The 24642-nt window shown below is 63.1% G+C and carries 22 protein-coding genes; 14 read left to right on the top strand and 8 right to left on the bottom strand.

Going from position 1 to position 24642, the window contains the following annotated elements:
* The 7 genes from JYP46_RS00300 to JYP46_RS00330 are packed head-to-tail and all read right to left on the bottom strand — an operon-like array spanning nucleotide 1 to nucleotide 8012.
* Nucleotides 1-1812, bottom strand: coding sequence for an ABC transporter ATP-binding protein (locus JYP46_RS00300; RefSeq protein WP_236042067.1), 1812 nt, complete (start codon nucleotides 1810-1812; stop codon nucleotides 1-3).
* 28 nt (nucleotides 1813-1840) lie between these two features.
* Complete coding sequence (locus JYP46_RS00305; protein ID WP_206546899.1) at nucleotides 1841-2785, bottom strand: acetamidase/formamidase family protein; 945 nt, start codon at nucleotides 2783-2785, stop codon at nucleotides 1841-1843.
* Nucleotides 2775-4400 (bottom strand): ABC transporter substrate-binding protein, encoded by a 1626-nt coding sequence (locus JYP46_RS00310; protein WP_206546900.1) that lies wholly within the window; start codon nucleotides 4398-4400, stop codon nucleotides 2775-2777. The genes JYP46_RS00305 and JYP46_RS00310 overlap by 11 nt, the downstream gene beginning before the upstream one ends.
* A 46-nt stretch (nucleotides 4401-4446) precedes the next feature.
* Entirely contained in the window at nucleotides 4447-5367 is a 921-nt protein-coding gene (locus JYP46_RS00315; RefSeq protein WP_206546901.1) for an ABC transporter permease, read from the bottom strand.
* On the bottom strand, nucleotides 5367-6257 hold the full coding sequence (locus JYP46_RS00320; RefSeq protein ID WP_206546902.1) for an ABC transporter permease: 891 nt from the start codon (nucleotides 6255-6257) through the stop codon (nucleotides 5367-5369). The genes JYP46_RS00315 and JYP46_RS00320 overlap by 1 nt, the downstream gene beginning before the upstream one ends.
* Nucleotides 6238-6855 (bottom strand): ANTAR domain-containing response regulator, encoded by a 618-nt coding sequence (locus JYP46_RS00325; RefSeq protein ID WP_206546903.1) that lies wholly within the window; start codon nucleotides 6853-6855, stop codon nucleotides 6238-6240. The genes JYP46_RS00320 and JYP46_RS00325 overlap by 20 nt, the downstream gene beginning before the upstream one ends.
* Nucleotides 6852-8012 (bottom strand): transporter substrate-binding domain-containing protein, encoded by a 1161-nt coding sequence (locus JYP46_RS00330; RefSeq protein ID WP_206546904.1) that lies wholly within the window; start codon nucleotides 8010-8012, stop codon nucleotides 6852-6854. Before JYP46_RS00330 ends, JYP46_RS00325 begins: the two co-directional genes overlap by 4 nt.
* Nucleotides 8013-8229: 217 nt before the next feature.
* Here JYP46_RS00330 and JYP46_RS00335 point away from each other — a divergent pair, with 217 nt between their 5' ends.
* The 12 genes from JYP46_RS00335 to JYP46_RS00390 all read left to right on the top strand — a co-directional run bounded on the left by JYP46_RS00335 (nucleotide 8230) and on the right by JYP46_RS00390 (nucleotide 21468).
* The gene (locus JYP46_RS00335; RefSeq protein WP_206546905.1) at nucleotides 8230-8973 is read left to right on the top strand and encodes a FadR/GntR family transcriptional regulator; all 744 of its coding nucleotides are present in this window, start codon (nucleotides 8230-8232) and stop codon (nucleotides 8971-8973) included.
* Nucleotides 8974-9000: 27 nt separating this feature from the next.
* Entirely contained in the window at nucleotides 9001-9963 is a 963-nt protein-coding gene (locus JYP46_RS00340; RefSeq protein ID WP_206546906.1) for a Bug family tripartite tricarboxylate transporter substrate binding protein, read from the top strand.
* A 29-nt stretch (nucleotides 9964-9992) separates the two neighbouring features.
* Nucleotides 9993-10454 carry a tripartite tricarboxylate transporter TctB family protein gene (locus JYP46_RS00345; RefSeq protein ID WP_206546907.1) on the top strand — a complete coding sequence of 154 codons (462 nt, stop codon included), beginning with the start codon at nucleotides 9993-9995 and terminating at the stop codon, nucleotides 10452-10454.
* Nucleotides 10454-11962, top strand: coding sequence for a tripartite tricarboxylate transporter permease (locus tag JYP46_RS00350; protein WP_206546908.1), 1509 nt, complete (start codon nucleotides 10454-10456; stop codon nucleotides 11960-11962). Before JYP46_RS00345 ends, JYP46_RS00350 begins: the two co-directional genes overlap by 1 nt.
* 4 nt (nucleotides 11963-11966) lie before the next feature.
* The gene (locus tag JYP46_RS00355) at nucleotides 11967-12671 is read left to right on the top strand and encodes an SDR family NAD(P)-dependent oxidoreductase (RefSeq protein WP_206546909.1); all 705 of its coding nucleotides are present in this window, start codon (nucleotides 11967-11969) and stop codon (nucleotides 12669-12671) included.
* A 15-nt stretch (nucleotides 12672-12686) separates the two neighbouring features.
* On the top strand, nucleotides 12687-13382 hold the full coding sequence (locus JYP46_RS00360; protein WP_206546910.1) for an RraA family protein: 696 nt from the start codon (nucleotides 12687-12689) through the stop codon (nucleotides 13380-13382).
* 117 nt (nucleotides 13383-13499) lie between these two features.
* Complete coding sequence (locus JYP46_RS00365; protein WP_206546911.1) at nucleotides 13500-14021, top strand: 2,4'-dihydroxyacetophenone dioxygenase family protein; 522 nt, start codon at nucleotides 13500-13502, stop codon at nucleotides 14019-14021.
* 332 nt (nucleotides 14022-14353) lie between these two features.
* Complete coding sequence (locus JYP46_RS00370; protein WP_222473784.1) at nucleotides 14354-16192, top strand: ABC transporter ATP-binding protein; 1839 nt, start codon at nucleotides 14354-14356, stop codon at nucleotides 16190-16192.
* A 40-nt stretch (nucleotides 16193-16232) separates the two neighbouring features.
* The gene (locus tag JYP46_RS00375; protein WP_113154107.1) at nucleotides 16233-17762 is read left to right on the top strand and encodes an ABC transporter substrate-binding protein; all 1530 of its coding nucleotides are present in this window, start codon (nucleotides 16233-16235) and stop codon (nucleotides 17760-17762) included.
* Between the two features lie 171 nt (nucleotides 17763-17933).
* A complete protein-coding gene (locus tag JYP46_RS00380; protein WP_206544561.1) occupies nucleotides 17934-18857 on the top strand; it encodes an ABC transporter permease in 924 nt (307 codons plus the stop codon).
* A gap of 14 nt (nucleotides 18858-18871) precedes the next feature.
* Nucleotides 18872-19720, top strand: coding sequence for an ABC transporter permease (locus JYP46_RS00385; RefSeq protein WP_113154109.1), 849 nt, complete (start codon nucleotides 18872-18874; stop codon nucleotides 19718-19720).
* Nucleotides 19717-21468: a M14 family metallopeptidase gene (locus tag JYP46_RS00390; protein ID WP_206546913.1), complete on the top strand. Its 1752-nt coding sequence runs from the start codon at nucleotides 19717-19719 to the stop codon at nucleotides 21466-21468. The genes JYP46_RS00385 and JYP46_RS00390 overlap by 4 nt, the downstream gene beginning before the upstream one ends.
* A 4-nt stretch (nucleotides 21469-21472) precedes the next feature.
* Here the strand turns inward: JYP46_RS00390 and JYP46_RS00395 are convergent, their stop codons facing one another.
* A complete protein-coding gene (locus JYP46_RS00395) occupies nucleotides 21473-21898 on the bottom strand; it encodes a DUF983 domain-containing protein (protein ID WP_206544563.1) in 426 nt (141 codons plus the stop codon).
* 290 nt (nucleotides 21899-22188) lie between these two features.
* On the opposite strand from JYP46_RS00395, the gene JYP46_RS00400 reads away from it, so the two are divergent.
* Entirely contained in the window at nucleotides 22189-23787 is a 1599-nt protein-coding gene (locus tag JYP46_RS00400) for a GMC family oxidoreductase (protein ID WP_206546914.1), read from the top strand.
* Nucleotides 23788-23990: 203 nt separating this feature from the next.
* Nucleotides 23991-24605: a TetR/AcrR family transcriptional regulator gene (locus JYP46_RS00405; RefSeq protein WP_315900304.1), complete on the top strand. Its 615-nt coding sequence runs from the start codon at nucleotides 23991-23993 to the stop codon at nucleotides 24603-24605.
* Nucleotides 24606-24642 lie beyond the last annotated feature (37 nt).

Genomic DNA, 24642 nt, shown 5'->3' on the forward strand with positions numbered 1-24642 from the left:
TTATCGCCCCGCCGCTTCCCACACCATGTGTCCGCCGCCAATGTCGCGTGCAGCCTGTAGCGGTGGCGTGTAGTCGAGCTCATGGACGGGGCTCGGCAGGTCTTCCGCCCTTTCCATGAAGGCGCGGCGCGGGCGCGAAGGGTCCGCCACCGGCACCGCCGCCATCAGCTTTTTCGTGTAGTCGTGCTGCGGGTTCTCGAAGATTTGCGCACGGCTGCCCATCTCCACGAAACGCCCCATATACATCACCGCCACCCGGTGGCTGATCTGCTCCACCACCGCCATGTCGTGCGAAATGAAGAGATAGGACATGCCGGTTTCGTTCTGGATATCCTGCAACAGATCGAGCACCTGCGCCTGGATCGAAACATCGAGTGCGGCGACGGATTCATCCGCCACGATCAGCTTTGGCGAGAGCGAAAGCGCACGCGCTATGCAGATGCGCTGCCGCTGGCCGCCGGAGAACTCGTGCGGATACCGCCGCATCTGGTCGGCCGAGAGCCCCACGCGGCGGAAGAGATAGGCCACGCGGTCATCAAGTTCGCTGCCGCTTGCCAGCCCATGGATGTGCAGCGGCTCGGCCACCAGATCGCCTACCCGCATGCGCGGATCGAGCGAGGCGTAAGGGTCCTGAAAAATCATCTGCACGTCGCGCAGCACGGGCCGCATGGCGCTTGCGCCGAGCCCGCGCGTTTCACGGCCGGCAACGCGAATGTCGCCCTGCCACGGGATCAGGTTGAGCAGCGCCTTGCCGGTGGTCGACTTGCCGCAGCCCGATTCCCCGACCAGCGAGAGTGTTTCGCCGGGCATGATGTCGAAGGAAACACCCTCCACCGCATGCACGCGCTGCACCGGGCGTTGCAGGATGCCGCCCTTGATGTCGAAGCGCACGGTCAGGTCTTTCACCGCGACCAGCGGTTCGGCGGGCGCGGGCGTCTGCACCGATGCAGTCGCGTCATCGCTCATGCGCTTGGGCGCACTCGTTCCCGTCATCTCGCCCAGCCTTGGAACGGCGGCGAGCAGTTCCTGCGTGTAAGGGTGACGGGGTTTTGAAAAGATCACGCTGGCGGGGCTGTGTTCCACCATGCGCCCGTGCTGCATCACCAGCACGTCATCCGCCATCTCGGCCACCACGCCCATATCGTGCGTGATCATGATCACGGAGATGCCGAGATCGGCCTGCAATTTGCGGATCAGCGCCAGAATCTGCGCCTGCACGGTCACATCCAGCGCCGTGGTCGGTTCATCGGCAATCAGGATCTGCGGGCTCTGGGCCAGCGCCATGGCAATCACCACGCGCTGGCGCATGCCGCCGGAAAGCTCGTGAGGAAACTGCTTCAGGCGTCGCGCCGGCTCGGGGATCTGCACCTGGTCGAGCAGTTCCAGCGCACGGGCGCGGATCGCGGCGTCCGACAGGCCCCCCCGCATGCCGCCATGTGCGGAAATGGCCCCGCCAAGCTGCTTGCCGATGGTCAGAACCGGGTTGAGCGAGGTCATCGGTTCCTGAAAGATCATGCCGATATGGCGGCCGCGCACCTGGCGCATCTCCGCCTCGGGCAGGGCGAGAATGTCGCGCCCGTCAAGTTTGGCCGTTCCGGCGGAAACCCGCGCCATGGGCTTGGGCAGAAGCTGCATCAGCGAGAGTGCGGTCATCGATTTGCCAGAACCGCTTTCGCCGGCGATGCAGAGCGTCTTTCCGCCTTCCAGCGTGAAAGACAGATCGTCGACGACAGTGCGCGCGCCGGCGGGTGTGGCCACCTGAACGGTGAGGCCGTTCACCTCCAGAAGACCGCTGGTTGTTTTCTGTTGCATGGCGCGCGCTTTGCTCATTGGCGTCGGCTCACGAAAAGACGACGCGCGGGAAGTAGAAGGAAACGACCCAGTTGGGCTGGTCGACGATTTCGCTGATGCGCAGGTCGCCACACACCGAACACAGCATGTAGGCGTCCTCGGGCGAGAGCCCGCGCGTGGCGCACAGAAGGTCGATCATGCCGGAAAGGGCCGCACGTGCGCCTTCCATGAGGTCGGAGCCGATGCCGGTCGTCACCTCATAGCCTTCCGCATCCAGATGCCGCGTCACCGGTCCCGGCGTGGTGAAGCGCGGCATGGCAAGGTTTGCATCCTTCACCACGTCCAGCTTCACCGCCACGTTCATCTGGCTCTCGATGGCCGTGCCGCACACTTCGCCGTCGCCCTGGGCGGCATGGGTGTCTCCGATGGAGAACAGTGCGCCCTCCACCTCGACCGGCAGATAGAGCGTGGTGCCCGCCGCCAGATCGCGGATGTCGAGATTGCCGCCCATGCGGCGCGGCGGCACAACCGAGTGGAGACCCGCTTCCGCCGGCGCCAGTCCGATTGTGCCGGCAAAGGGTTTCAGCGGCACACGGCCGTGCTTGCCAAAGGCAGCCGGCTCAAGGCTCGTTGCGTCATAGTTCCACAGCGTCAGCGCCGGGTCCTTGAACTGGTCCGCCAGAAGGCCAAAGCCCGGAATGTTCGCCGTCCAGCCGAAGCCGGACGGTTTGAACGAGAGGATCTCGACCTTCAGCGCATCGCCGGGGCTGGCCCCTTCCACATAGATGGGGCCGTTGACCGGATTGACCTTGGAGAAATCCAGCGTGGCGATGTCGTCCACGGTGCTTTCGGGCGTGAAGTGGCCGGAGCCGGAATCGAGACATTCGAATTCCAGCGTCGAGCCCGGCGTCACCCGTTCTGCGGGCGGGATCGAATGATCCCACCCAAAATGGTGGTGGCGTCCGTGGATGGTGTAGTCGCAGTTATTGCACATCTTTGGCATAGACCTCGTCATAGTGGACGGGAATGTGCACCGGATCGACGAACAGCTTGTCGTCGCCGCCGATGCGTTCGGAGCGAATGGTGAAGCGCTCTTCGTTGAAGATCGGCGCCCAGGGGGCGTCTTCCATGACCTTCAGATAGATGTCGCGCCACATGGCCTCGCGCTCGCCGGCCTTGGCCGGATCGACCATGGAATCGGCTTCCTGCGCCATGGCGTCGAGATCCTCATTGCAGTACCAGGCCCAGTTCCAGCCGCCCGAAACCGCGCCGTCGCAGCCCAGGATCGGGCCGTAGAAGTTGGACGGATCCGGGAAGTCGGCGATCCACGCCATGCCGCCCGACCAGATCATCGGAGCCTGATCTTCCTCGCCGCCTGCCGCAATCACATTGGCCTGCGCCAGAGACTTGATCGAGGCGTTGATGCCGATGGCCTTCAGGTCCTGCTGGATCGCCTGCGCAATGCGCGGCTGCGGGTCGGTGTTCATGACGTAGAGTTCGGTCTCGAACCCGTCTGCAAGCCCGGCCTCGGCCAGAAGCGCCTTGGCGGCTTCCGGATCATAGGCATAGCCCTCATGGTCCTTGGCGTAGCCCGGCATGGAAGGCGGCAGCGGCTGGTTCGCCGTCACGGCGCGACCATTGATGATGCGCAGGATGCGGTCCTTGTTGATGGCCATGTTCACGGCCTGGCGCACTTCCGCCTTGTCGAAGGGCTCCATCTTCACATTCATGGTCACGTAGCCGGTGTGCAGCTGGCCGCCCTGAATGATAAGGTCCTTGAACTTGGGATCGTTCTTCACCTCGATGAACTTCGCCGGCGGAATGCCGTCGCCCGGCACGTCCACTTCGCCGTTCTGCAGGCGCAGCAGCGCCACCACCGGCTCCTGGCCGACCTCGAAGACGATCTGGTCGAGCTTCGGCACGCCGGGGTTCCAGTAGTCCTCGAAGCGCTCGAAGACGAGGCGCTGGCCGAGCGTCCATTCCGCCAGCTTGAACGCGCCGGAGCCGACCGGATGCTTGCCGAAGTCCGCACCGTATTTCTCGACCTCTTCCTTCGGCACCACATGGGCGAAGTTGAGCGCCAGCACGTGCAGGAAGGTCGCGTCGGGACGTGAAAGCTCGAATTTGATCGTGCCGTCATCGACGACCGTGATGCCCGAAAGCCCTTCCGCATCGCCGCTCGAAGCTTCCTCAAACCCCTTGATGGAGCCGAAGAAACCCGCACCCGGGCTCTGGGTCTTCGGGTTCACCGCGCGCTCGATGGAATATTTCACGTCCTCGGCGGTAAGGGCGCGGCCATTGTGGAATTTCACGCCGTCGCGCAGCTTGAAGGTGAAGACCGTGCCGTCCTCGGAAATCTCATAGGATTCGGCAATCTCCGGGCGCAGCTCCGTCGTGCCCGGCACATAATCCATCAGGCCGTCGAACAGCGATTTGATCATCGACCAGTTCTGCCAGTCATAGCCGATGGCCGGATCGAGCGTCGACACGTCGTCCTTGTAGGTCACGGTCATCGAGCCGCCCTGCTTGATGTCCTGTGCAAGGGCGGGCGCGAGCGCGGAGGCGGAAAGGGCAGCGGCGGCAACGCCGGCCAGAAGCAGATTTCTCATCTCAAGTGTTCCTTTCTCTGGTGCTGCACGTGTTGTTGGAAACGCATCAGCGCAGCTTGATGCGGGGATCGATGAGCGGGGTGATCAGGTCGGCAAGCAGATTGCCGATCACGATGGCGCAGGCCGAAACCAGCGTGACGCCCATGATGATTGGAATGTCGACGCGCTGGATCGCCTGCCAGGCGAGCTGGCCGATGCCGGGCCAGCCGAACACGCTTTCCACCACCACGATGCCCGACATGAACAGGCCGATGTCGATGCCGATCATGGCGATGATGGGCAGGATGGCGTTGGGCAGCGCATGGCCGAAAAGCACCTTTGCACGGGTCGCGCCGGTGGCGCGGGCGGTGCGGATGTAATCCTGCCTGAGCACGTCGATCAGCGACGAACGCATCATGCGCGAATACCAGCCAGCCCCCAGAAAGCCGAGCGTGATGGAGGGCAGAACCAGATGCGCAAACGTGCCGTAACCGCCGATGGGGAACCAGCCGAGCTTTACCGCAAACACGTAGAGCAGCAGAATGCCGATCACGAATTGCGGGGCCGAAACACCCACGAAAGAGGCGATCATCAGCGTGTCGTCGGTGCGCGAACCGCGCTTCAGCGCCGCCACAACGCCCATGGTCAGGCCAAGCGCCAGCTCGCAGAAGATCGCGCCCGCCATCAGGAGCAGGCTCGCCGGCAGACGCGCCGCGATCAGCGTGGAAACCTCGGTCTTCTGCAGGTAAGAGCGGCCGAGATCGCCGTTCAGAAGCCCTCCGAGATAGCGCAGATACTGTTCGTAAAAGGGCAGGTTGAGGCCAAGCTGCTCGCGAATGTTCTCCACCGTCGCGGCGGTTGCGCTGCGGCCGGCGATCTGGCGCGCCGGGTCAGCCGGCACAAGGTAAAGCAGCACGAAAGTCACGAAGCTGATGCCGAGCAGGATCAGCGCCGTCTGCACCAGACGGCGGGTTATGTAGGCAAGCATCAGTGGCGTCCCTGCTGTGTCGGGTCGAGAATGTCGCGCAGCGCATCACCCACCAGGTTGAAGGCAAGCGCCAGCGCCAGAATGGCGGCGCCCGGAATGAACACGAGCCAGGGCGCGGAAGTGAAATAGGTCTGGTTCTCGAAGATGATGTTGCCCCAGGAGGGAATGGGCGGCTGAACGCCGATGCCGAGGAAGGAAAGCGTCGCTTCCAGAAGCACGGTGGTTGCGATGCCCAGCGTCGCCCACACGATGATGGTGGAGAGCAGATGCGGCAGGATGTGGCGGAACAGGATGCGCCCTGCGCCCGCACCCATGGCGCGCTCGGCCACCACGAAGTCGCGTTCGGCGATGGAGCGCGTCTCGGTGTAGGTCACGCGCGCGATCTGCACCCAGTTCACCATGGCGATCACCATGGCCACGATCCACAGGCTCGGGCTGAAGATCGCCGCCAGAACGATGGCCAGGAGCAGCGCCGGAAAGGCCATCATCAGGTCGGTGAAGCGCATCAGAACCGTGTCGGCCCAGCCGCGAAAATAGCCGGCCGAAATGCCCACCGCCGAGCCGATCACCACGGCGATGCCGTTGGCCACCACGCCGATGATAAGCGAGGTCTGTGCGCCATAGATCAGGCGGCTGAAGAGGTCGCGTCCCACCAGGTCGGTGCCGAACCAGAACTGCGCGCTTGGCGGCAGCGGCGCACCCTCAATGGTCAGCCCCTCGAAGAACTGCTCATAGGGATCATAGGGGGCGAGCCATGGCGCAAAGACTGCGGCCAGAACCACCACCGCGATGATGACAAGGCCCGTCAGCGCCAGCGGTCGGCGCAGAAGGCGCGCCAGAACCGACGGCGTCGCCACGTGCGTCTCCGTCTCAGCGACCGTTTGTGACATTCGTTCTTCCGTGTGTATCGAAACTTGCGATGATGCCGGCGGCGGCTTTCTCGATGGAGCGCCGCTCGGCCATGGCCGTCTTGCGAAGACGGTTATAGGCGGCCTCGGCATCGCAATTGTGCTTCAGCATGAGGATGGCGGTCGCCTCGGCGACGACCTGCCGCTTGGCGAGCTGGTCTTTCAGGAGGGCGATTTCCTCCGTCTGGGCCGTGCGCCGCAAAAAACCCTGGCTCGCCACGACAAGCGCGCTGTAGAGCCCGGCGCTGCCGATGGGCTTCAGAAGCTGGGCGTCCGCCCCCTGACCGATGGTCCAGGCGATGCGCCCGGGCGCTTCCGAGCCGATCAGCGCGATCATCGGCATGGGCGCGAGCCCCGGCGCCCAGGGAAACTGCTCGTCATGGCCCATGTCGGCGTCGATCAGAAGCACGTCATAGCCGCGCATGGCTTCGGCGTCTTCCAGCGTCGGCCAGGCCTGATCGGCGGCAATGCCGATGCGCGCGCACTGCGCCATCAGCGCGTCCACGTTCTGGTGCGGCCGGTGCAGGATGAGCGCCCGCCAGCCGACGAAATTGGGTGTATGGGCGAGGGTGGGGCTCATCGCACCACCCTGAGCTGCCGCGCATCGGCGGCCATGGTCGCGTAAAGCCGGTCGAGCGGCGTGGCCGTCAGGAACGGGTCGGGCGCAATGGTTTCGCGGCAGTAATGCACGATGTCGAAATCGCCATCCGCGCGTGCCCGTCCGATATGGGCGCACAGATTGACATGGTTGGTGCCGCGGTCGACGCGCACCGGTCCGAGCGGCGTCGCCGTCTCCTGCGCGCGCACCGCTTCCAGCACGTCCTGCGCCGCGTCACTGCCGGTCCGGCGGATCGCCTCGGCGATCATCACCACCGCCGCATAGGCCTGCACGAAGAACGCATCGGCCACGCGCGACGGCTCGCTCGCCTTCATGCGGGCGGCAAAGCGGTCGTTCTCCTCGCTCGCCAGTGCGCGGAAATAGCTTGAAACCGTGTAGTGCCCGGCTGCGTCTTCGCCGAGCCGCGTGGTCTCGTTCTCACACAGATTGCAGCTCACCACTGGGCAGTTTTCGGGGCGGAAGGCCGGGTCTTCCATGCCCAGCGCCCGATAGGCCGCCAAAAACGCATAGGAGGAGGTGCCGATCAGATTGTTGAGAATGAAGTCCGGGTGCTTCTCCCGGATTTCCTCGATCAGATGGTCGATGTCCTCATCGCCGATCGGCACATAGCGCTCGCCCAGAACAGCGCCGCCGGAACGGGTGAGGATGTCGCGCGCGATGCGGTTCGTCTCCCAGCCCCAGATATAGTTGGAGCCGGTCAGGAAGGCGCGCGCGCCGAAGCGCGGAACGATGTGGTCGAGCAGCGGCACCAGATGCTGGTTGGCGCAGGCCGCCACATAGATCAGGTTTTCCGAGACCTCGAAGCCCTCATAGACGCAAGGATACCAAAGAAGCGCATCGAGTTTCTCGACAACCGGGATCACCTCCTTGCGGCTCCACGAGGTGGTGCAGCCGACAATATGCTGCGCGCCGGTCGTGCGGATCAGATCGCGGCAAAGCTCTGCATAGCGGTCCGCATTGCCCTTCGGGTCTGCATGATGGGCTTCGAGCGTGAAGGGGTAGGCGTCGTCCGCGTTGATGTCGGCCACCGCCGCCAGCGCGCCGAAGTAACCCTGCTCGGCCGGCCGGCTATAGCCGCCGCTACGCGAAAACAAAACTCCGACCGGATAGACGCTCACTTTGGGTTCCTTAAAACGCAAAAGGCCCCGACGGGAACAACAATATTCCCGGCGAGGCCCAGATGCCAAAATCTTATTAGGTCTTAAGCCTATCTCGCGAAACGAAGCTGTCAAGGGCCTTGAAGAATTCGATTTGGTGCAGCGCAGCAAGGTGAGGCGCTTGACAGATTATGGAGTCTTGCGCATTGATCCTACCAATGCGAGATGAGGAGGGCGTATGACGTCGCGCAGTACGGCTCAATGGAGGTCGGGAGCCTTCATCACGGCCGAGGCCATTGGTCAGGCGATTGTGGAGGGAGAGTTTTCCGAGGGCGAACGTCTGCCCCTGGAAGCCGAGCTCGCATCGCGCTTTTCGGTTTCGCGCAATACGCTGCGTGAGGCGATGAAGCTGCTTGCCGCCAAGTCGATGGTGGCCATTGCGCCGCGCCGGGGCACGGTGGTTCTGCCGCGTGCGGAGTGGAACGTGCTCGATCCAGACGTGATCGATTGGTTCGGGGCGCTGTTTCGCGCCGATCCGCAGTTTCTGGAGGAACTCGCAAGAACGCGCCAGACCATCGAGCCGGCAGCCGCCTATGAGGCAGCGCGTTCAGCGGATCCAGAGCAGGTGAATGCCATCGCCGAGGCTTATCGCGGCATGGAAGAACTGCGCGGCAGCGACAACGCCGCCGATCAGGTCACGGTGGATGTGGCCTTCCATCTGGCGGTCGCAGACGCTGGAAACAACCGGTTCATCCAGTCCATCATCCGCTCGATCATCCATGCCGTGCGCGCCAATTTCGAGGCGCTTCTCGAACAGCCCGGCAATTTCGAGGGCAATCTCAAAAACCACCGCCTCGTCTACGAAGCCATCGCCGCACACGACCCGGACAGGGCCCGCGCTTCCATGGAGCGCCTGCTTGAGCAGAGCCTGTCCGACACGAAGGAGCTTTTCGGTTCAGCACGAACCGGCAACCGGCATTGAGGAATGCCAATCAACGGAGGAGAAGCAATGAAATACGTAACCCTGACGACGCTGTTTGCAGCGACCGTGGCCTTTGCCGGCCCGGCCTTTGCCGAGTATCCCGAGCGCCCGATCACGCTGATCGTGCCGTGGTCCGCCGGCGGCGGCACCGATGCCGTTGGCCGCATGCTTGCCAAGGGTCTGCAGGAAGAACTCGGCACGCCGGTCAATGTGGTCAACCGCACCGGCGCCGGCGGCATCGTCGGGCACACGGCGATGATCGACGCCGACCCGGACGGCTACACGCTGGGTCTCGCCACGGCCGAACTCACCACCTACGCCGCCATCGGCACGTCCGAGGCGTCGCCTGCTGATGTGACCCCCATCGCGCTTGTCAATTTCGACGCTTCCGCGTTCAACGTGCGCGCTGACAGCGAGTGGGAAAACGCCGGCCAGGCGCTTGAGGCCATCAAGGCAAACCCGGGCAAGTTCAAGGCTTCCGGTTTCCCGGTTGGCGCTGCCTACCATCTGGCCTTCGCCGGTTTCCTCAATGACAATGGTGTGGACCCGACCGCACTCACGGTTGTTCCCAGCCAAGGCGCTGCGCCCGGCTTTCAGGAGCTGGTTGCCGGCGGTGTGGCCGTCGTTCCGTCCTCGTTACCGGAAGCTGCATCCATGCGCGATGCCGGTCTCGTAAAGACGCTCGCCGTTCTGGCCGATGAGCGGCTTGCTTCCTACCCGGATGTTCCGACCGCCAAAGAGGCCGTCGGCACGGCTTCTGTCGGTGGCACCTGGCGCGGCATTGTCGGTCCGAAGGGGCTCGACGCGGCGATCTCCGACAAGGTCGAGGCTGCGCTCGACAAGGTCTACCAGAGCGATGAGTTCCAGGAGTTCATGAGCAGCCGCGGCTTTGGCGTGCGCTGGCTCCCAGCGGATGAGTTCGGCAGCTTCATGGAAGGCGCTTCCAAGAGCAATGCCGACGTCATTCAGAAGCTCGGCCTGAAGCAGTAACCGGGCGCGGGGAGGCCTGAACCATGCGCATGAACGACGCTCTGATAGGAGGCATTTTCGTCCTCCTGTCGGTCATCATCCTGTTTGCCGTTCGCGGCTTCCCCACCCTGCCGGACCAGCCCTATGGGCCCGGCACATTTCCCACTATCATCGCGAGTGTGATGATGGTGGGCGGCCTCGCGCTCGTCTGGAGCGGGGTGCGCAGCCACGCACCGCTTCTCGTTATTGCTGACTGGATGCGGGGTTCGGCCACGCTCCATCGCATGGCCTGGGTGCCGGGCTTCGTGGTCGCCTACATCTATCTCAGCAAACCTATCGGGTTTCCGCTTCTGGTGCCGGTGCTGCTCGGCGCATTCCTGACCGTCACCACGGGCAAACCGGTGCGCGCCGCCATCATCGCCCTGCTCGGCACAGGCGCTCTCTGGCTGCTGTTTGCCTATCTCCTGCGTGTGCCGCTGCCGCTCGGCCTTCTGACGGAGGTGATCTACTGATGGACGCCGTTCTCACAGCTTTCGGTCAGGTCCTGCAGCCGCAGGTCTTCTTCATCATCGTCGCCGCATCCGCCTACGGTCTGATGATCGGCTCCATACCGGGGCTCACCGCAACCATGGGTACCGCGCTTCTGGTGCCGATCACCTTCTTCCTCGATCCGATCCCGGCCATTGGCGCGATTGTCGCCGCCACCACCATGGCCATTTTCGCGGGCGACATTCCCGGTGCGCTTCTGCGCATTCCTGGCACGCCCGCCTCCGCCGCCTATACGGACGAGGCCTATCGCATGCGCGAAAAGGGGCAGGTGGAGCTGGCGCTCGGCGTCAACATGCTCTGTTCCACCATTGGCGGCCTCGTCGGCGTCGCCGTGCTCATTCTGGCTGCACCGCAGATCGCGGCCGTGTCGCTCGGCTTCTCCAGCTACGAATATTTCTGGCTGGCGCTGCTCGGCCTGTCCTGCGCCATCTTCGTGTCCAGCAGTTCACCGGTAAAAGGCGTCCTGTCGCTGTGCATCGGCCTCATGCTGTCCACCATCGGCATCGACGTGGTGATGGGCGTCAAGCGCTTCACCTTCGGCGATACCGAGCTGATCGGCGGCGTGTCCATCATCCCCGTGCTGATCGGCATGTTCGCCATCACCGAGATCCTGCGCAAGGTCGCGCGCCCCTCGCGGCTGCCGGCGCCGCCGCCCGTGCGGCTTGGCGCGATGGTGTCCGGTGTCGGCAGCACCATCTGGCGTTTCAAGGGCGGTGTCGCGCGCTCCTCTCTGCTTGGCAGCGTGATCGGCGCTCTGCCCGGAGCCGGCGCGGACATCGCCGCCTGGATCGCCTACGCGCTTTCCAAGAAATTCTCCCGGTCGCCTGAAAAGTTTGGCACCGGCTATCCCGAAGGCATCGTCAGCGCTTCCAGCGCCAACAATGCCGCGCTGTCCGGCGCTTATGTGCCGAGCCTCGTTTTTGGCATCCCCGGCGACACGATTACCGCGATCCTGATCGGCGTTCTTCTGATGAAGGGCATTACGCCTGGGCCGATGGTGTTCGTCATGGACACCGGGCTGGTCAACGCCATCTTCGCCGTCTTCATTATCGCGAACCTCCTGATGCTGCCGCTCGGTCTGGCTGCCGTCTACGGCTCGCGGCGTCTCCTCAGCATTCCGCAGGACATCCTGTTTCCGATCATCCTACTGTTCTGCGTGATCGGCGCTTTCGCCGCCAACAACACGCTGTTCGATGTCTGGGTCATGCTGGTTGTCGGGCTCATCGCCTTCGTTCTGGAGGAGAACGACTTCCCGCTCGCGCCGATGATCCTGGCGCTCATCCTCGGGCAACTGGTCGAGGAGAACTTCATGAAGTCGATCATCAAGGCGGACGGGCAGCTCATGGAGTTTTTTGCCCGCCCCATCGGCGGAACGCTGGGCGTGCTGACACTGGCGCTCTGGGCGCTTCTGATCGGCCTGTCGCTTTACAGGGCCGCGCGCACACGCCGCGCCGCATCAACTGGAGACTGAATACATGACAAGAACGGTTGTCGTCGTCGGCGGATCGAGCGGTATTGGCCGCGCCATCGCCGCCGGCTTCGCAGGCGGGAAGGGGGCGCGCGTTGTCGCGACCGGGCATGAGGAGGGCGTTGTCGCGAGCCTGCCGGAGGGCGTTGAAGGCGCGGTGCTGGATGTGCGGGATGCTGAAAGCGTAACCGCCTTCTTCGCGGGGTTTGAACGTCTTGATGTGCTGGTCAATTGCGCCGGCGTGATCCGCCGCAACGGGGCCGAGTTCCGCCAGCAGGATTTCGCCGATGTGCTGGACATCAACCTCAATGGCACGCAGCGCTGCTGCGAGGCCGCCCATGCGGCCCTCAAGGCTGCCGGCGGCTGCGTCATCAACACCGCGTCCATGCTCACCTATTTTGGCAGCGCCACCTCGCCGGCCTACGCCGCCTCCAAGGGCGGTGTGGCGCAGCTGACGAAGTCGCTCGCCATCGCCTGGGCTGCAGACGGGATCCGCGTCAACGCCATCGCGCCGGGCTGGATCGCCACCGATCTGACACGGGCGCTGACCGAAGATCCCGCGCGCAGCGATCCGATCCTGTCGCGGACCCCCATGAAACGCTGGGGCAAGCCGGAAGATCTGGCCGGCCCCGCACGCTTTCTCGCATCTCCCGAAGCTGCCTTCGTCACCGGCGTCATCCTGCCGGTCGATGGCGGTTACTCGGCCTCTTGAAGAAGGATTTTCCAGATGAGCAAACCCTACGCCAATGACACGGAAATGTTCACGCTCATGCGTGAGCGGCTGTTCACGGCCGTGCTCGGCGACATTCTCGATGAGATGGGCCTGCACCATCAGTTCCTGCCGGCCGGCATTGCGCCCTTGAAGCAGAAGATGATCACCGTCGGCCGCGCCATGCCCGTTCTTGAGGCCGATGTGTTCGGCAATGGCGGAAAAGAGGCGCGCGGGCCGCTGGCGCACAAGCCCTTCGGCCTCATGCTCGAGGCGCTCGATGATCTGAAAGAGGGCGAGGTTTATGTCGCCACCGGCGCATCGCTGCGCTACGCGCTGTGGGGCGAGCTCATGGCCACCCGCGCCGGCTTCCTGAAAGCCGCAGGCGCGGTGCTCGACGGCTATGTGCGCGATGCCGACGGCATCGAGGCGCTGGGTTTCCCGACCTTCTGTCGCGGCGTCTACGCGCAGGATCAGGGACCGCGCGGCAAGGTAATCGATTTCCGTTCGGCGGTTCAGATCGACGGCATCCGGGTCGAGCCCGGCGCGCTTGTCTTCGGCGATCGCGAAGGCGTCCTCATCATCCCGCGCGATGCGGAGGAGGAAGTGGTGCGCCGCTCGCTGGAAAAGGCGGAAACGGAAAACCGCGTCGGCAACGCCATCCGCAAAGGCATGCCCGCCGTCGAGGCGTTCGAGACCTTTGGCGTGATGTAGTCACGCGCGATCACAGCAAAGCGGAAGTCGTTTCTGCATCCGCATTTGCATGAATTTGAACAGATCGAGCATTTCGGGTGACCCTGTTTTCACCCGAAATGCTCCCGGGAGAGAAAAATGGCCCAGAGCGAAGACGAAAAGAGAATGCCCTATCAGCTGCCCATGCCGCCGGAGGCGGGCAGCGACATCGTGGTCCCCAGTGCAATTCCGGAAGACGACCGGGTGTGGGTGCCGCAGGCCGATCAGGTCTGGTTCCGCCCGCTCTGCCTCAATGCCTCACAGGGCTATTGGGTGAATCTCCTGAAGGTGCGCAAGGCGGGCGTACTGGCCCGTCACCGCCATCCCAATCCCGTTCACGGCTATGTGATCAAGGGGCGCTGGCACTATCTGGAGCACGACTGGGTGGCCAAAGAAGGGGGCTATGTCTATGAGCCGCCGGGCGAAACCCACACCCTCGTCGTGCCGGAAGACGTTGAAGAGATGATCACGCTCTTCCAGGTTAACGGCGTCATGTACTACGTCGACCCCTGGGGCAAGCATGAGGGGTTCGAGGACGTCTTCACCAAGATCGAGATGTGCCGCAACCACTATGAAAAGGTCGGCTTAGGCCGCGACTACGTGGATCAGTTCATCCGCTGAGCCACAGGCGGAAAATCCGCCTTTCGATCATCGTTGCATGAAAGGCGTCGGGGCATCCGCTCCGGCGCTTTTGGCGCTGGCCGCATCATTGTCCCGCAAAGACGCTCTGATAGAGCCGAGCTGAAAGCCTTGCATTTCAATAGGTCGCAATTTTACATGCATCTTCAATGATAATTTATTGACAAAATATCTGGAAATGTTTTCTTTTGATTGGGAGGCCGCTCATAACGCGCGGAAAACACGCGTCTGTCGTCAAACTGGACTAACAGTTGGGGCCAGATGCAGCCGGGTTCAATGAGACATCTCGGCCTACCCTTCAAATGGGAGCACCTATGCCGCAGCTCGGACAGGACACGTTACTGGAAATTCGTTCACTCGCCGTCGAATTCGGCTCGAACCGGGTCGTGGACGATCTGAGCTTCAGGGTCGCGCCGGGGCGCACGCTGGCCATTGTGGGCGAGTCCGGTTCCGGCAAATCGGTCACCTCGCTCTCCATCATGCGGCTGATCGATCACATGAACGGAACCATCGCCAAGGGCGAGATCCTGTTTAATGGCGGTGACGGTCCGGTCGATCTCGCCAAGGCCCCGGTCGAAACCATGCGCAAGGTTCGTGGCAAGGACATCGCCATGATCTTCCAGGAGCCGATGACCTCGCTCAACCCGGTCTTCACCATCGGCGACCAGATCACCGAAGTGCTGATGCTGCATGAAAGCGTTTCCAGAAAAGAGGCGCTGCGTCAGGCCGGCGACCTTCTGGAGATGGTGCGCCTGCCGGATGCCCGCGCGCTGCTGTCGCGCTATCCGCACCAGCTTTCCGGCGGCATGCGCCAGCGCGTCATGATCGCCATGGCGCTTGCCTGCAAGCCAAAACTCCTGATCGCCGACGAGCCCACCACCGCGCTCGACGTGACCATTCAGGCGCAGATCCTCTCCATCATCCGCGACCTGCAGGAAAAGCTCGGCATGGCGGTCATCTTCATCACGCACGACATGGGCGTGGTGGCCGAGGTGGCCGACGAGGTGGTCGTCATGTGGCGCGGCCAGAAGGTCGAGGAAGGCCCGGTCGACCAGATCTTCGCCAATCCGCAGCATGCCTACACGCAGACCCTTCTGTCCGCCGTTCCCACCCTTGGCTCCATGGCCGGCGAGAAATATCCCAAGCGCCTGCCGGTTGCCGTCATGGATGGCGAAACGCCCCGTCTCGTGGGCGAGGAGCATCTTCAGGACACCGCGCGCTACGATCAGTCCCCGATCCTCACGCTGAAGAACCTGGAAACCCGTTTCGACATCAAGAAGGGTTTCTTCGGCGGCGTCACCCATCGCGTTCACGCGGTGGAAAAGGTCAGCCTCGACATCTGGCCGGGTGAGACCCTTTCGCTGGTCGGCGAGTCCGGTTCCGGCAAGTCCACCATCGGCCGCACCATCCAGCAGCTTCAGGAAGCGACAGGCGGCGAGATCTTCTTCGAGGGCAAGGCCATTTCCGCCATGTCGTCGGCCGAGCGTCACAGCCTGCGCCAGAAGGTGCAGTATGTCTTTCAGGACCCGTTCGCCTCGCTTGATCCGCGCCGCACGGTCGGCTTCTCCATCGCAGAGCCAATTGTCACGCATGGCCTGATCGAAGGCGCCGCCGCCCGGCAGAAGCGTGTGGACGAACTGCTTGAGCGCGTCGGCCTCAAGGCCGAGCATGCGCGGCGCTACCCGCATGAATTCTCCGGCGGCCAGCGCCAGCGCATCTGCATCGCCCGCGCGCTTGCCTCGCGGCCCAAGCTCATCATCGCCGATGAGGCGCTGTCGGCGCTCGACGTGTCGGTGCAGGCGCAGATCATCAATCTCTTGATGGAGCTGCAGGCTGACGAGGGCCTGTCCTACCTGTTCATCAGCCACGACATGGCGGTGGTCGAGAAGGTCAGCCACCGCGTCGCCGTGCTCTATCTGGGGCAGATCGTGGAGGCGGGGTCGCGCGAGGCCGTGTTCGAGCGCGCCACGCATCCCTACACGAAGAAACTGCTCTCGGCGGTTCCCATCGCCGACCCGACAAAGCGGCCCGACCGGCCCATGCTCGAAGGCGAAATCCCGAGCCCTGTGCGCAGGGTCGGCGACGAGCCCGAAATTCAGCCTCTGGTGGAGATCGCGCCCGACCATCTGGTCGCGCAGAACGCCGCAGGCTGATTGCTGGAACACAAACGCAGATGAAACGGAGGACTTTGACATGAAACTGGGCAATACACGCGGCGCGTTACTCGCCGCCGTGCTGGCGGCTCTGCCGTTCGGCGTCATGCCGGCGCAGGCCGCAGGCACGCTCACCATCTCTTCCCCGCAGGACCCGGGCAGCTGGGACCCGATCGACACCTTCCTGGTGAACTGGTCGTCCGTCGCCACCAACATCTATGATGGCCTGGTCTATCGCGGTCCCGATACGAAGATCGTCCCCGGCCTCGCCACCGAATGGGAAGTGCTCGACGAGGGCAAGCGTCTCCGCTTCAAGCTGCGTGAAGGCGTCAAGTTCCACAATGGCGAGGATTTCAACGCCGACGCCGTGAAGTTCACCTTCGACCGCCTGCTCGGCGAAGAAGGCAAGAAGGGCCCGCAGCGTTCCAATTACGCCGTGATCGAGAAGGTCGATGTCATCGACGATTTCACCGTCGATCTGATCCTCACCCAGCCCGATCCGGTGCTGATCACCAAGCTCGCCGGCTATGGCGCGATGATCGTGCCGCCGAAATACGTCACCGAGAACGAAGAAGACTTCGTCAACGCAAATCCCGTTGGCACCGGTCCGTTCAAGATGGCCTCCTACGAGCCGAAGGTCGGCGTGAAGCTTGAAGCCTTCGCCGACCACTGGGGCGGCGCACCGAAGCTCGACGCCGTCGAGTACCGCTTCATCTCGGAGCCGGCCACCGCCGTTGCCGAGCTTCAGGCCGGCCGTGTCGACATCGTCATTCCGCCGACCATCCCGATCTCCATGGTTCCCACCATCGAGGCCGACGACAAGCTCGAAATCGTTTCCGTCACCAGCCCGACGGTCTATGCCCTGCGCTTCAACACCGGCAACGGCATCACCGCCGATGAGCGCGTGCGCAAGGCCATGATCATGGCCGTGGATCGCGAGGCCATCATCGACGCCGTTCTCGGCGGTCAGGCCAAGCAGATCGCATCGTTCCAGTCGGAACTGTCCTTCGGTTACGACCCGGAGATGGAGCCGCTGCCGTTCGATCAGGCCAAGGCCAAGGAACTGCTGAAGGAAGCCGGCGTTGCGCCCGGCACGGCTGTTCAGATCGACATTCGCGGCAATGACGCCACCTTCGGTGAAGTCACCCAGGCGGTTGCCAGCTACCTGCAGATGGCCGGCCTTAACGCCACCATCAAGCCGTATGAGACCAACGTTCTGCTCAACGACATCATCCCGCAGGGCAAGACCGGCGAGATGTTCCAGCAGAGCTGGGGCGGCTGGACGCTCGACTACGACAACACCGCTTACCTGATGTACCACACGGGCGAGCGCTGGAACCCGTATGACAGCGACGCGGAGCTGGATGCGCTTCTGGAATCGCAGCGCCCGATGATCGATGTCGATGCGCGTGAGAAGGTGCTGCAGGAAATCGCAGCCTACGCAGCCGACCGCGCTCTCGAAATGCCGCTTTACAACCTCAATGCGCTCTACGGCGTCAACAAGCGGGTGAAGAACTTCATCGCGCCGCCGGACAGCCGCATGCGTCTCAACGAGGTTGAGGTCGAATAGTCCTCCTCAGCATTTTGCGGTCGGGTGATCTCACCCGACCGCGCACAAATGCGAAGGTCAAAGGACTGCGACTTGCATGTCGGGGGCGGCCCGTGTCGCCCCCGGCCCCTTGAACATCGCGCACCGCAAAAGAATCACGCGGCGCGCAACGAATTTATCCCGGAGGCTCTGGTGGCCAGTTTTCTTCTCAAACGCATCCTGCAGGCGGTGTTCGTCGTTTTCGTCGTCACCCTCACGGTGTCGTTCGCCATCCGGCTGACCGGCGACCCGGCGCTCATGCTGTCCCAGGGCGCGGGCAGCGTCACGGAAGAGGATCTGGCGAACATCCGCCAGGCACTCGGCCTCAACGAGCCTTTCATCACCCAGTACTGGGATTTCATAAAAGGGCTGTTCGTTGGCGATTTCGGCCGCAGCTTCCTTGGTGGAACCTCGGTTTCCATGCTCATTTCCAAGGCCCTGCCGGCCACGCTGGCGCTGGCCTTCTCGTCCATGTTCGTGTCCATCGCGATTTCCATCCCGCTTGGCGTTCACGCTGCGGTCAACAAGGGCAAGACCGCCGATCAGGTGATCCGCATCCTGTCGCTGGTCGGTCTTTCCTTTCCGAATTTCTGGCTCGCCATCATGCTGGTGCTGGTGTTCTCGGTGATGCTGCAATGGCTGCCGCCTTCGGGCATGGGCGGCTTTGCAAGCTACATCATGCCGGCGGTCACCATGGGCGTCATTCTCACGGCCACCAATGTGCGGCTGGTGCGCACGGCCATGCTTGAGACGCTGCGCTCGCAATACATTCAGGTGGCGCGGGCCAAGGGCCTGAGCGAGACCAAGGTGCTCTACAAGCACGCGCTCAGAAACTGCGCCATTCCGCTCATCACCTATTTCGGCCTCCAGTTCGGCGGCCTTCTGGGCGGCATCGTCGTCATCGAGCGCGTGTTCAACTGGCCGGGCCTCGGCACGCTGGCCTTCGATGCGGTGGCCGGTCGTGACTATCCGGTCCTTCAGGCGGTCATCACCGTTCTGTCGCTGCTCATCATCGGCATCAACCTGCTGGTCGACATCGCCTACGGGCTGGTCGATCCGCGCATCCGCAACCGCTAGGAAAGGACGCAATCATGGCACAGGCTGTTTCGCGTTTGCGTCACTTCAAGAACATCGAGTTCATCCTCGGCATCCTGCTCGCCGGCACGATGACGCTGGCGGTGCTTCTCTCGCCGCTTCTGTTCCCCGATGGTGGCGAGCAGATCAATCTTGCCGCCCGCCTGACCAAACCCTTCACCGACTGGGCGCACATTCTCGGCACTGATCCGCTGGGGCGCGATGTGCTTGCGCGTGTCATCTCCGGCGGCAAGATCTCGCTGCTCGTCGGCTTCACCTCGGTTGCCGGCGCGGTGGTCGTGGGCGTCGTGATGGGCCTGATTTCGGGCTATTATCGCGGCTTCTGGGATGTGCTGGTGATGCGCTTTGCCGATGTGCAGCTCGCGCTGCCCTTCATCCTGCTCGCCATCACCTTCATCGCCATTGTGGGCGGCGGCATCACCAACACGATCATCCTGCTCATCGTGTCGCAGTGGGTGCAGTATGCGCGCCTTGTGCGCGGCTCCGTCCTGTCGCTCAACGACCGCGAGTTCATCCATGCGGCCAAGGCCATCGGCGTGCCGGATTTCAAGATCCTGTTCCAGCACCTTCTGCCGAACCTGGCCGGCCCGGTCATCGTTCTGATGACGCTCAACGTCGCCACCAACATCCTTCTGGAAAGCTCGCTCACCTTCCTCGGTCTCGGCGTCGATCCGACCATCCCGAGCTGGGGCGGCATGCTGGCGGACGGGCGCACCTATATGCAGAACGCATGGTGGGTCAGCGTCTTCCCGGGACTTGCCATTCTCTTCACCGTGCTCGGCCTGAACCTGCTTGGCGACTGGCTGCGCGATCTCCTTGATCCAACAGGACGGACAGAAACATGACCGCGATCTTCGAAAAGACCTTTGACCGAACGCTCGACCGTCTGATCGCCGACTATGCCAGTGAGGCATGGCGCGGCGCAGAGCTGGAGGCCTGGCTTTTCGAGGATGAGGCAGCACGCCGCGCTGCCGGGAAGCGCTTTGCGGCAGCGGGCGTCACCGCCCGGCTCTACAGCGCCTACAAGCCGCTGGTTCATTTCTTCACCGAGGATGCGGCAGCCAGCGCAAGCCGCATCGCCATCACCTACCCGGTGAGCCCGGCTGCGCCCGGGCAGCGTTTCCTTCTGGAGGCCTATCCGCTTGCCGGCATGGTGGGCGCGGCGGAAATCGCCTTCACCCCGGCCGAGGCCGGCGGCGCGCTCGAATATGGCGTCGAGATCACGGCGGCGGATGGCGCTGTCTCGCGCCATGCGGTGTTCGCGCCCAACCGGCTTGCCGAAGATCACATTGGCAAAGAGCTTCTCTCGCCCTGCGGCTGGCTGCGTGTGCGCCATCCCGATGGCCGCAGCGTGGATGAGGCGCTGGAAACCGATTTCGAGCGTCTGTTCCACGAAACGGTACAGGCCATCGATGCGCATCCCTGGGGCGACAGCGAACCCTTCTTCGAGGCGCTGCACATTGCCGTGTCCATGCCCGGCGCAGACGCACGCCTCCCGGTTGGCGAGGAAGCGATCAGCCTGCATGAGGCGCTGCACGAGGATTTCTATTTCTCGCTGCTTGAACTCTTCCAGAAGAAATCCGGCCGTCCGCTCGGTTCGCGCGGGCTTCAGCCCGGTCAGATCATTCCGGTGATCGCGGCAGGCGAGGGGCCGCTCACCGTCAGGGTCGAAACGCGCCCGCTCACCACCGAGCCTGCCGCATGGCCCGCACAGCCGCTGCACGAGGCAACGGGACCGTTTTCGGTCGCCGCCGTCAACGAGACGCTGGAGCGGATCGGCGGCGAGGCGTTTGCGGTCAAATCGCGCGCGGGCCGCGCGGTGGCAGGGCGCTATGTCAGCGGAAGCGATCATCCGATCATGCTGAGCGGCGGGCAGCACCCGAACGAGATTTCCGGCGTCGCCGGCGCACTGCGCGGCGCGACGATGCTCTCAGAGCGCACAGGCGCGCATTTCACCGTCTCGCCGCTGGAGAACCCGGATGGCTATGCGCTGCACTGGCATCTCTGCCAGAGCCAGCCGCATCACATGCATCACGCCGCCCGCTACACCGCGCTGGGCGACGATCTTGAATATCGCGAGGCCGAGCCGCTTTATGAAAAGGGCATCCGGCGTCTGTGCTTCGAGCGCACAAAGGCGGCCCTTCACGTCAATCTGCACGGCTATCCCGCCCATGAGTGGACGCGGCCGCTGACCGGCTACATCCCGCGCGGTTTCGAGATGTGGACAGTGCCCAAGGGCTTCTTCCTGATCGTCCGCCACAAGGCGGGCTGGGGAGAGCGCACGCGCCGGCTTCTGGAAAAGGTCACGACGGAACTGGCAAAAGTGCCGGGGCTGGTCGAATTCAACGCGCGCCAGATCCGGCTTTACGAGATCCATGCGGGCACGCTGCAGTTCGAGGTTCTGAACGGCTTCCCGATCACGATTTCCGAAGATGATCGTCACGAGGCGCCGATGATGCTCATCACGGAATATCCCGACGAGACCATCTATGGCGATGCCTTCCGGCTCGCGCATGAAGCGCAGGCGCAGACGGTTGTCGCCGCCTACGACGCGCTTCAGGAGATCATGGCCGAGACGGCGCTGGAGGTCTGAGAAATCAGGCCTTGTCGGCCTGCTTCTGCGCTTCGGCCGCCTGTTCGTGCCAGGCGTAGTCGATGGAGCCTTCCGCCGCCTTGTGGAAGTATTGCGAGCAGACCAGCCAGCCCTTGAGCGGGCGCAAAAGCGCCATGCAGCTCAGGATCGTCAGCGGCACGGTGGTGAAGACGTGAACCCAGAGCGGCAGTTCGAACGCCATCTGGAACCAGACGCCGAAGGCAAGGGCCGGAACGGCGGCAATCGTCATCGCGAAGAAGGCCGGGCCGTCCGCCGGGTCGGCGAAGGAAAAGTCGAGACCGCAGACGTCACAGTTTTCAGCGATCTGCAGATAGCCCTTGAAGATATGCCCCTTCTGGCACTGCGGGCAGCGGCCGAGCGCGCCGGTCAGCATGGGATTGTCAGTCGGTGTGTATTCGGCGTTCTTCATCTCGGCCTCCATTGGGGCGCGCAGTGTCGGGCAAAGCAAATCGCTTGACCATGTGACAATTGCGCTTGCGACAATATTGCCTGAAATTCTCCAAAACGGCGATTTTCCAGAAAAACGACGGGCTTTTTCGGGAAAACCAGGCGCTTTTTCCGAAAAAGAAATGCTCCCAAAGCAGTGCCGTAATCGCGCAGTTCTGATCTTGCGAAAACAACCTGCCGCATCGTAGCCTTGACCATGGAGGCGCGCAGGGCGGATCTTCTTCCGCCTGCCGGTGAGCGGGGCTGACGGCCATGGCGGAGACGTTCGACTACATCGTCGTCGGTGCGGGAACGGCAGGATGCCTGCTGGCCAACCGGCTTTCCGCCGATCCGAATGTCTCCGTTCTGCTTCTCGAAGCGGGCGGGCGGGACAATTACGCCTGGATCCACATTCCGGTCGGCTATCTCTACTGCATCTCCAATCCGCGCACCGACTGGTGTTTTGCGACCGAAAGCGAGCCGGGGCTCGGCGGGCGCTCGCTCGCCTATCCGCGTGGCAAGGTGCTGGGCGGCTGCTCGTCCATCAATGGCATGATCTACATGCGCGGTCAGGCGCGCGACTATGATCGCTGGCGGCAGATGGGCTGCACGGGATGGGCATGGGATGACGTGCTCCCATTCTTCAAGAAGCCCGAGGATTATTACCGGGGCGCCGACGAGATGCATGGCGCGGGCGGCGAATGGCGCGTGGAAGAGGCGCGGGTGCGCTGGGACATTCTCGACGCGTTTCAGGAAGCCGCCGAAGGGCTGGGCATTCCAAGGGTCGATGACTTCAACCGGGGCGACAATGAGGGTTCGTCCTATTTCCGGGTGAACCAGCGCGGCGGCGTGCGCTGGAATGCGTCGAAAGCCTTTCTGAAACCGGTGCGCCACCGGAAGAATCTGCGCGTGGAAACGGGCGCGCATGTGCGCCGCCTGCTTCTGGAAGCCGGGCGTGTGACGGGCGTTGCCTATGAACAGAATGGCGAGGCGCGCGAGGCAAGGTGCCGTCGTGAGACGGTGCTTGCGGCAGGCGCGATAGGCTCACCGCACATTCTGGAACTGTCAGGCATAGGGCGCGGTGATGTGCTTCAGGCGGCAGGCATTCCCGTGGAGTTCGAGCAGAATGGCGTGGGCGAAAATCTTCAGGACCACCTGCAATTGCGCTGCGCCTACAAAGTGTCGGGCATCCGCACGCTGAACGAGCAGGCGAGCAGCCTGACAGGCAAGGCGGCGATTGCGCTGGAATATTTCCTGAAACGTTCGGGGCCGATGTCGATGGCCCCAAGCCAGCTCGGCCTCTTCACCCGTTCGGATGAGGCGCGCGAGACGCCGAACCTGCAATATCACGTGCAGCCGCTCTCGCTCGACAGGTTCGGCGAGCCGGTTCATCCGTTTCCTGCCTTCACGGCGAGCGTGTGCAATCTGAGGCCGGACAGTCGCGGCTCGGTGCATCTGACGTCTGACGATTTCCGCCGGCAGCCGGCAATCCGGCCCAATTACCTTTCGACCGAGAGCGACCGGCAGGTGGCTGTCGATGCGATCCGGCTGACACGCCGCATCGTCGCGCAGCCGGCCTTGCAGCGATACAGCCCCGAAGAGTTCAAGCCGGGGCCGCAGTACCAGAGCGAAGAAGAACTGGTGGAGGCGGCGGGGCAGGTGGGCACGACAATCTTCCATCCCGTCGGCACCTGCCGCATGGGCGCGGATGAAGGGGCGGTGGTGGACCCGCGGCTTCGCATGCGCGGGCTTCGGGGGCTGCGCATCGCCGACGCCTCGGTCATGCCGGTGATCACATCGGGCAACACAAATTCACCGACGCTGATGATCGCGGAGAAGGCGGCTGCGATGATCCTTGAGGATGCGCGCTGACGTAAGGTGTTTCAGGCTTTTTGCGCCTTGCGATTGCCGCTCTTATAAAGGATTCATGGTGTTGTCCGGTCGCCAGTGCCGGGCAAAGCCCCACGTCTGCGGCTGGCCGGGCCTGTAGCCTGCCGGCGGGACGTGGTAGAACGCGTTTCAACGCTTGACTCAATGAATAGTGATGATTATTGAAAATCATCAGGAATTAGATGATGAAGCCAGTTTCACGCACGCGCACAGATCCTGAAGAGACCCGCTCCCGCATTCTGGAGGTTGCGGAGAACTTCTTCCGAACCATCGGTTATCAGAAGACCTCGGTCGCTGATATCGCGGCGGAACTGCGCATGAGTCCGGCCAATATCTACCGGTTCTTCCCTTCCAAGGGCGCAATCAACGAGTCCATCTGCGGGCGCATCGTGGAAGAGGTGGCCGATATCGCCTTTACCATCGCGCGGACTGACGCGCCTGCGCCGGAGAAGCTGACGAAGCTTCTGACCGCCATTCACGAGCACAACAAAGCGACCCTTATAAGGGAAAAACGCACGCACGATATGCTTTCGGCGGCGATGCACGAGAACTGGGCGACGATCAAGGACCATATCGAGCGCATGACCCTGATCATAGAAGGGGTCATTCGTGAGGGGATCGCTTCCGGCGATTTCGACGTGGACGATCCTGCGGAAGCAGCGCGCTGCGTGAAGACGGCTTTCATGACATTCGTACATCCGCAGATGATCGAACACTGCATCCTGCATGGTGAAGACACCGAAGAGGGGCTGCGCGAGCAGCTTCGCTTTATTCTGAGAGGGCTGGGCAAGCGAAACTAGGGCGTTACCGGGAAACCGGGAGCCAAAGTCTGTTTCG

Origin of the sequence: Nitratireductor aquimarinus, from assembly GCF_017255295.1 — a bacterium.
Classification (GTDB): Bacteria; Pseudomonadota; Alphaproteobacteria; order Rhizobiales; family Rhizobiaceae; genus Nitratireductor; species Nitratireductor aquimarinus.

What these genes read in the sequence shown, in the direction of transcription:
- JYP46_RS00300 (WP_236042067.1), bottom strand. Translation starts at nt 1,812, where the DNA reads ATGCAACAGAAAACAACCAGCGGTCTTCTGGAGGTGAACGGCCTCACC.
- JYP46_RS00305 (WP_206546899.1), bottom strand. Translation starts at nt 2,785, where the DNA reads ATGTGCAATAACTGCGACTACACCATCCACGGACGCCACCACCATTTT.
- JYP46_RS00310 (WP_206546900.1), bottom strand. Translation starts at nt 4,400, where the DNA reads ATGAGAAATCTGCTTCTGGCCGGCGTTGCCGCCGCTGCCCTTTCCGCC.
- JYP46_RS00315 (WP_206546901.1), bottom strand. Translation starts at nt 5,367, where the DNA reads ATGCTTGCCTACATAACCCGCCGTCTGGTGCAGACGGCGCTGATCCTG.
- JYP46_RS00320 (WP_206546902.1), bottom strand. Translation starts at nt 6,257, where the DNA reads ATGTCACAAACGGTCGCTGAGACGGAGACGCACGTGGCGACGCCGTCG.
- JYP46_RS00325 (WP_206546903.1), bottom strand. Translation starts at nt 6,855, where the DNA reads ATGAGCCCCACCCTCGCCCATACACCCAATTTCGTCGGCTGGCGGGCG.
- JYP46_RS00335 (WP_206546905.1), top strand. Translation starts at nt 8,230, where the DNA reads ATGACGTCGCGCAGTACGGCTCAATGGAGGTCGGGAGCCTTCATCACG.
- JYP46_RS00340 (WP_206546906.1), top strand. Translation starts at nt 9,001, where the DNA reads ATGAAATACGTAACCCTGACGACGCTGTTTGCAGCGACCGTGGCCTTT.
- JYP46_RS00345 (WP_206546907.1), top strand. Translation starts at nt 9,993, where the DNA reads ATGAACGACGCTCTGATAGGAGGCATTTTCGTCCTCCTGTCGGTCATC.
- JYP46_RS00350 (WP_206546908.1), top strand. Translation starts at nt 10,454, where the DNA reads ATGGACGCCGTTCTCACAGCTTTCGGTCAGGTCCTGCAGCCGCAGGTC.
- JYP46_RS00355 (WP_206546909.1), top strand. Translation starts at nt 11,967, where the DNA reads ATGACAAGAACGGTTGTCGTCGTCGGCGGATCGAGCGGTATTGGCCGC.
- JYP46_RS00360 (WP_206546910.1), top strand. Translation starts at nt 12,687, where the DNA reads ATGAGCAAACCCTACGCCAATGACACGGAAATGTTCACGCTCATGCGT.
- JYP46_RS00365 (WP_206546911.1), top strand. Translation starts at nt 13,500, where the DNA reads ATGGCCCAGAGCGAAGACGAAAAGAGAATGCCCTATCAGCTGCCCATG.
- JYP46_RS00370 (WP_222473784.1), top strand. Translation starts at nt 14,354, where the DNA reads ATGCCGCAGCTCGGACAGGACACGTTACTGGAAATTCGTTCACTCGCC.
- JYP46_RS00375 (WP_113154107.1), top strand. Translation starts at nt 16,233, where the DNA reads ATGAAACTGGGCAATACACGCGGCGCGTTACTCGCCGCCGTGCTGGCG.
- JYP46_RS00385 (WP_113154109.1), top strand. Translation starts at nt 18,872, where the DNA reads ATGGCACAGGCTGTTTCGCGTTTGCGTCACTTCAAGAACATCGAGTTC.
- JYP46_RS00390 (WP_206546913.1), top strand. Translation starts at nt 19,717, where the DNA reads ATGACCGCGATCTTCGAAAAGACCTTTGACCGAACGCTCGACCGTCTG.
- JYP46_RS00395 (WP_206544563.1), bottom strand. Translation starts at nt 21,898, where the DNA reads ATGAAGAACGCCGAATACACACCGACTGACAATCCCATGCTGACCGGC.
- JYP46_RS00400 (WP_206546914.1), top strand. Translation starts at nt 22,189, where the DNA reads ATGGCGGAGACGTTCGACTACATCGTCGTCGGTGCGGGAACGGCAGGA.
- JYP46_RS00405 (WP_315900304.1), top strand. Translation starts at nt 23,991, where the DNA reads ATGAAGCCAGTTTCACGCACGCGCACAGATCCTGAAGAGACCCGCTCC.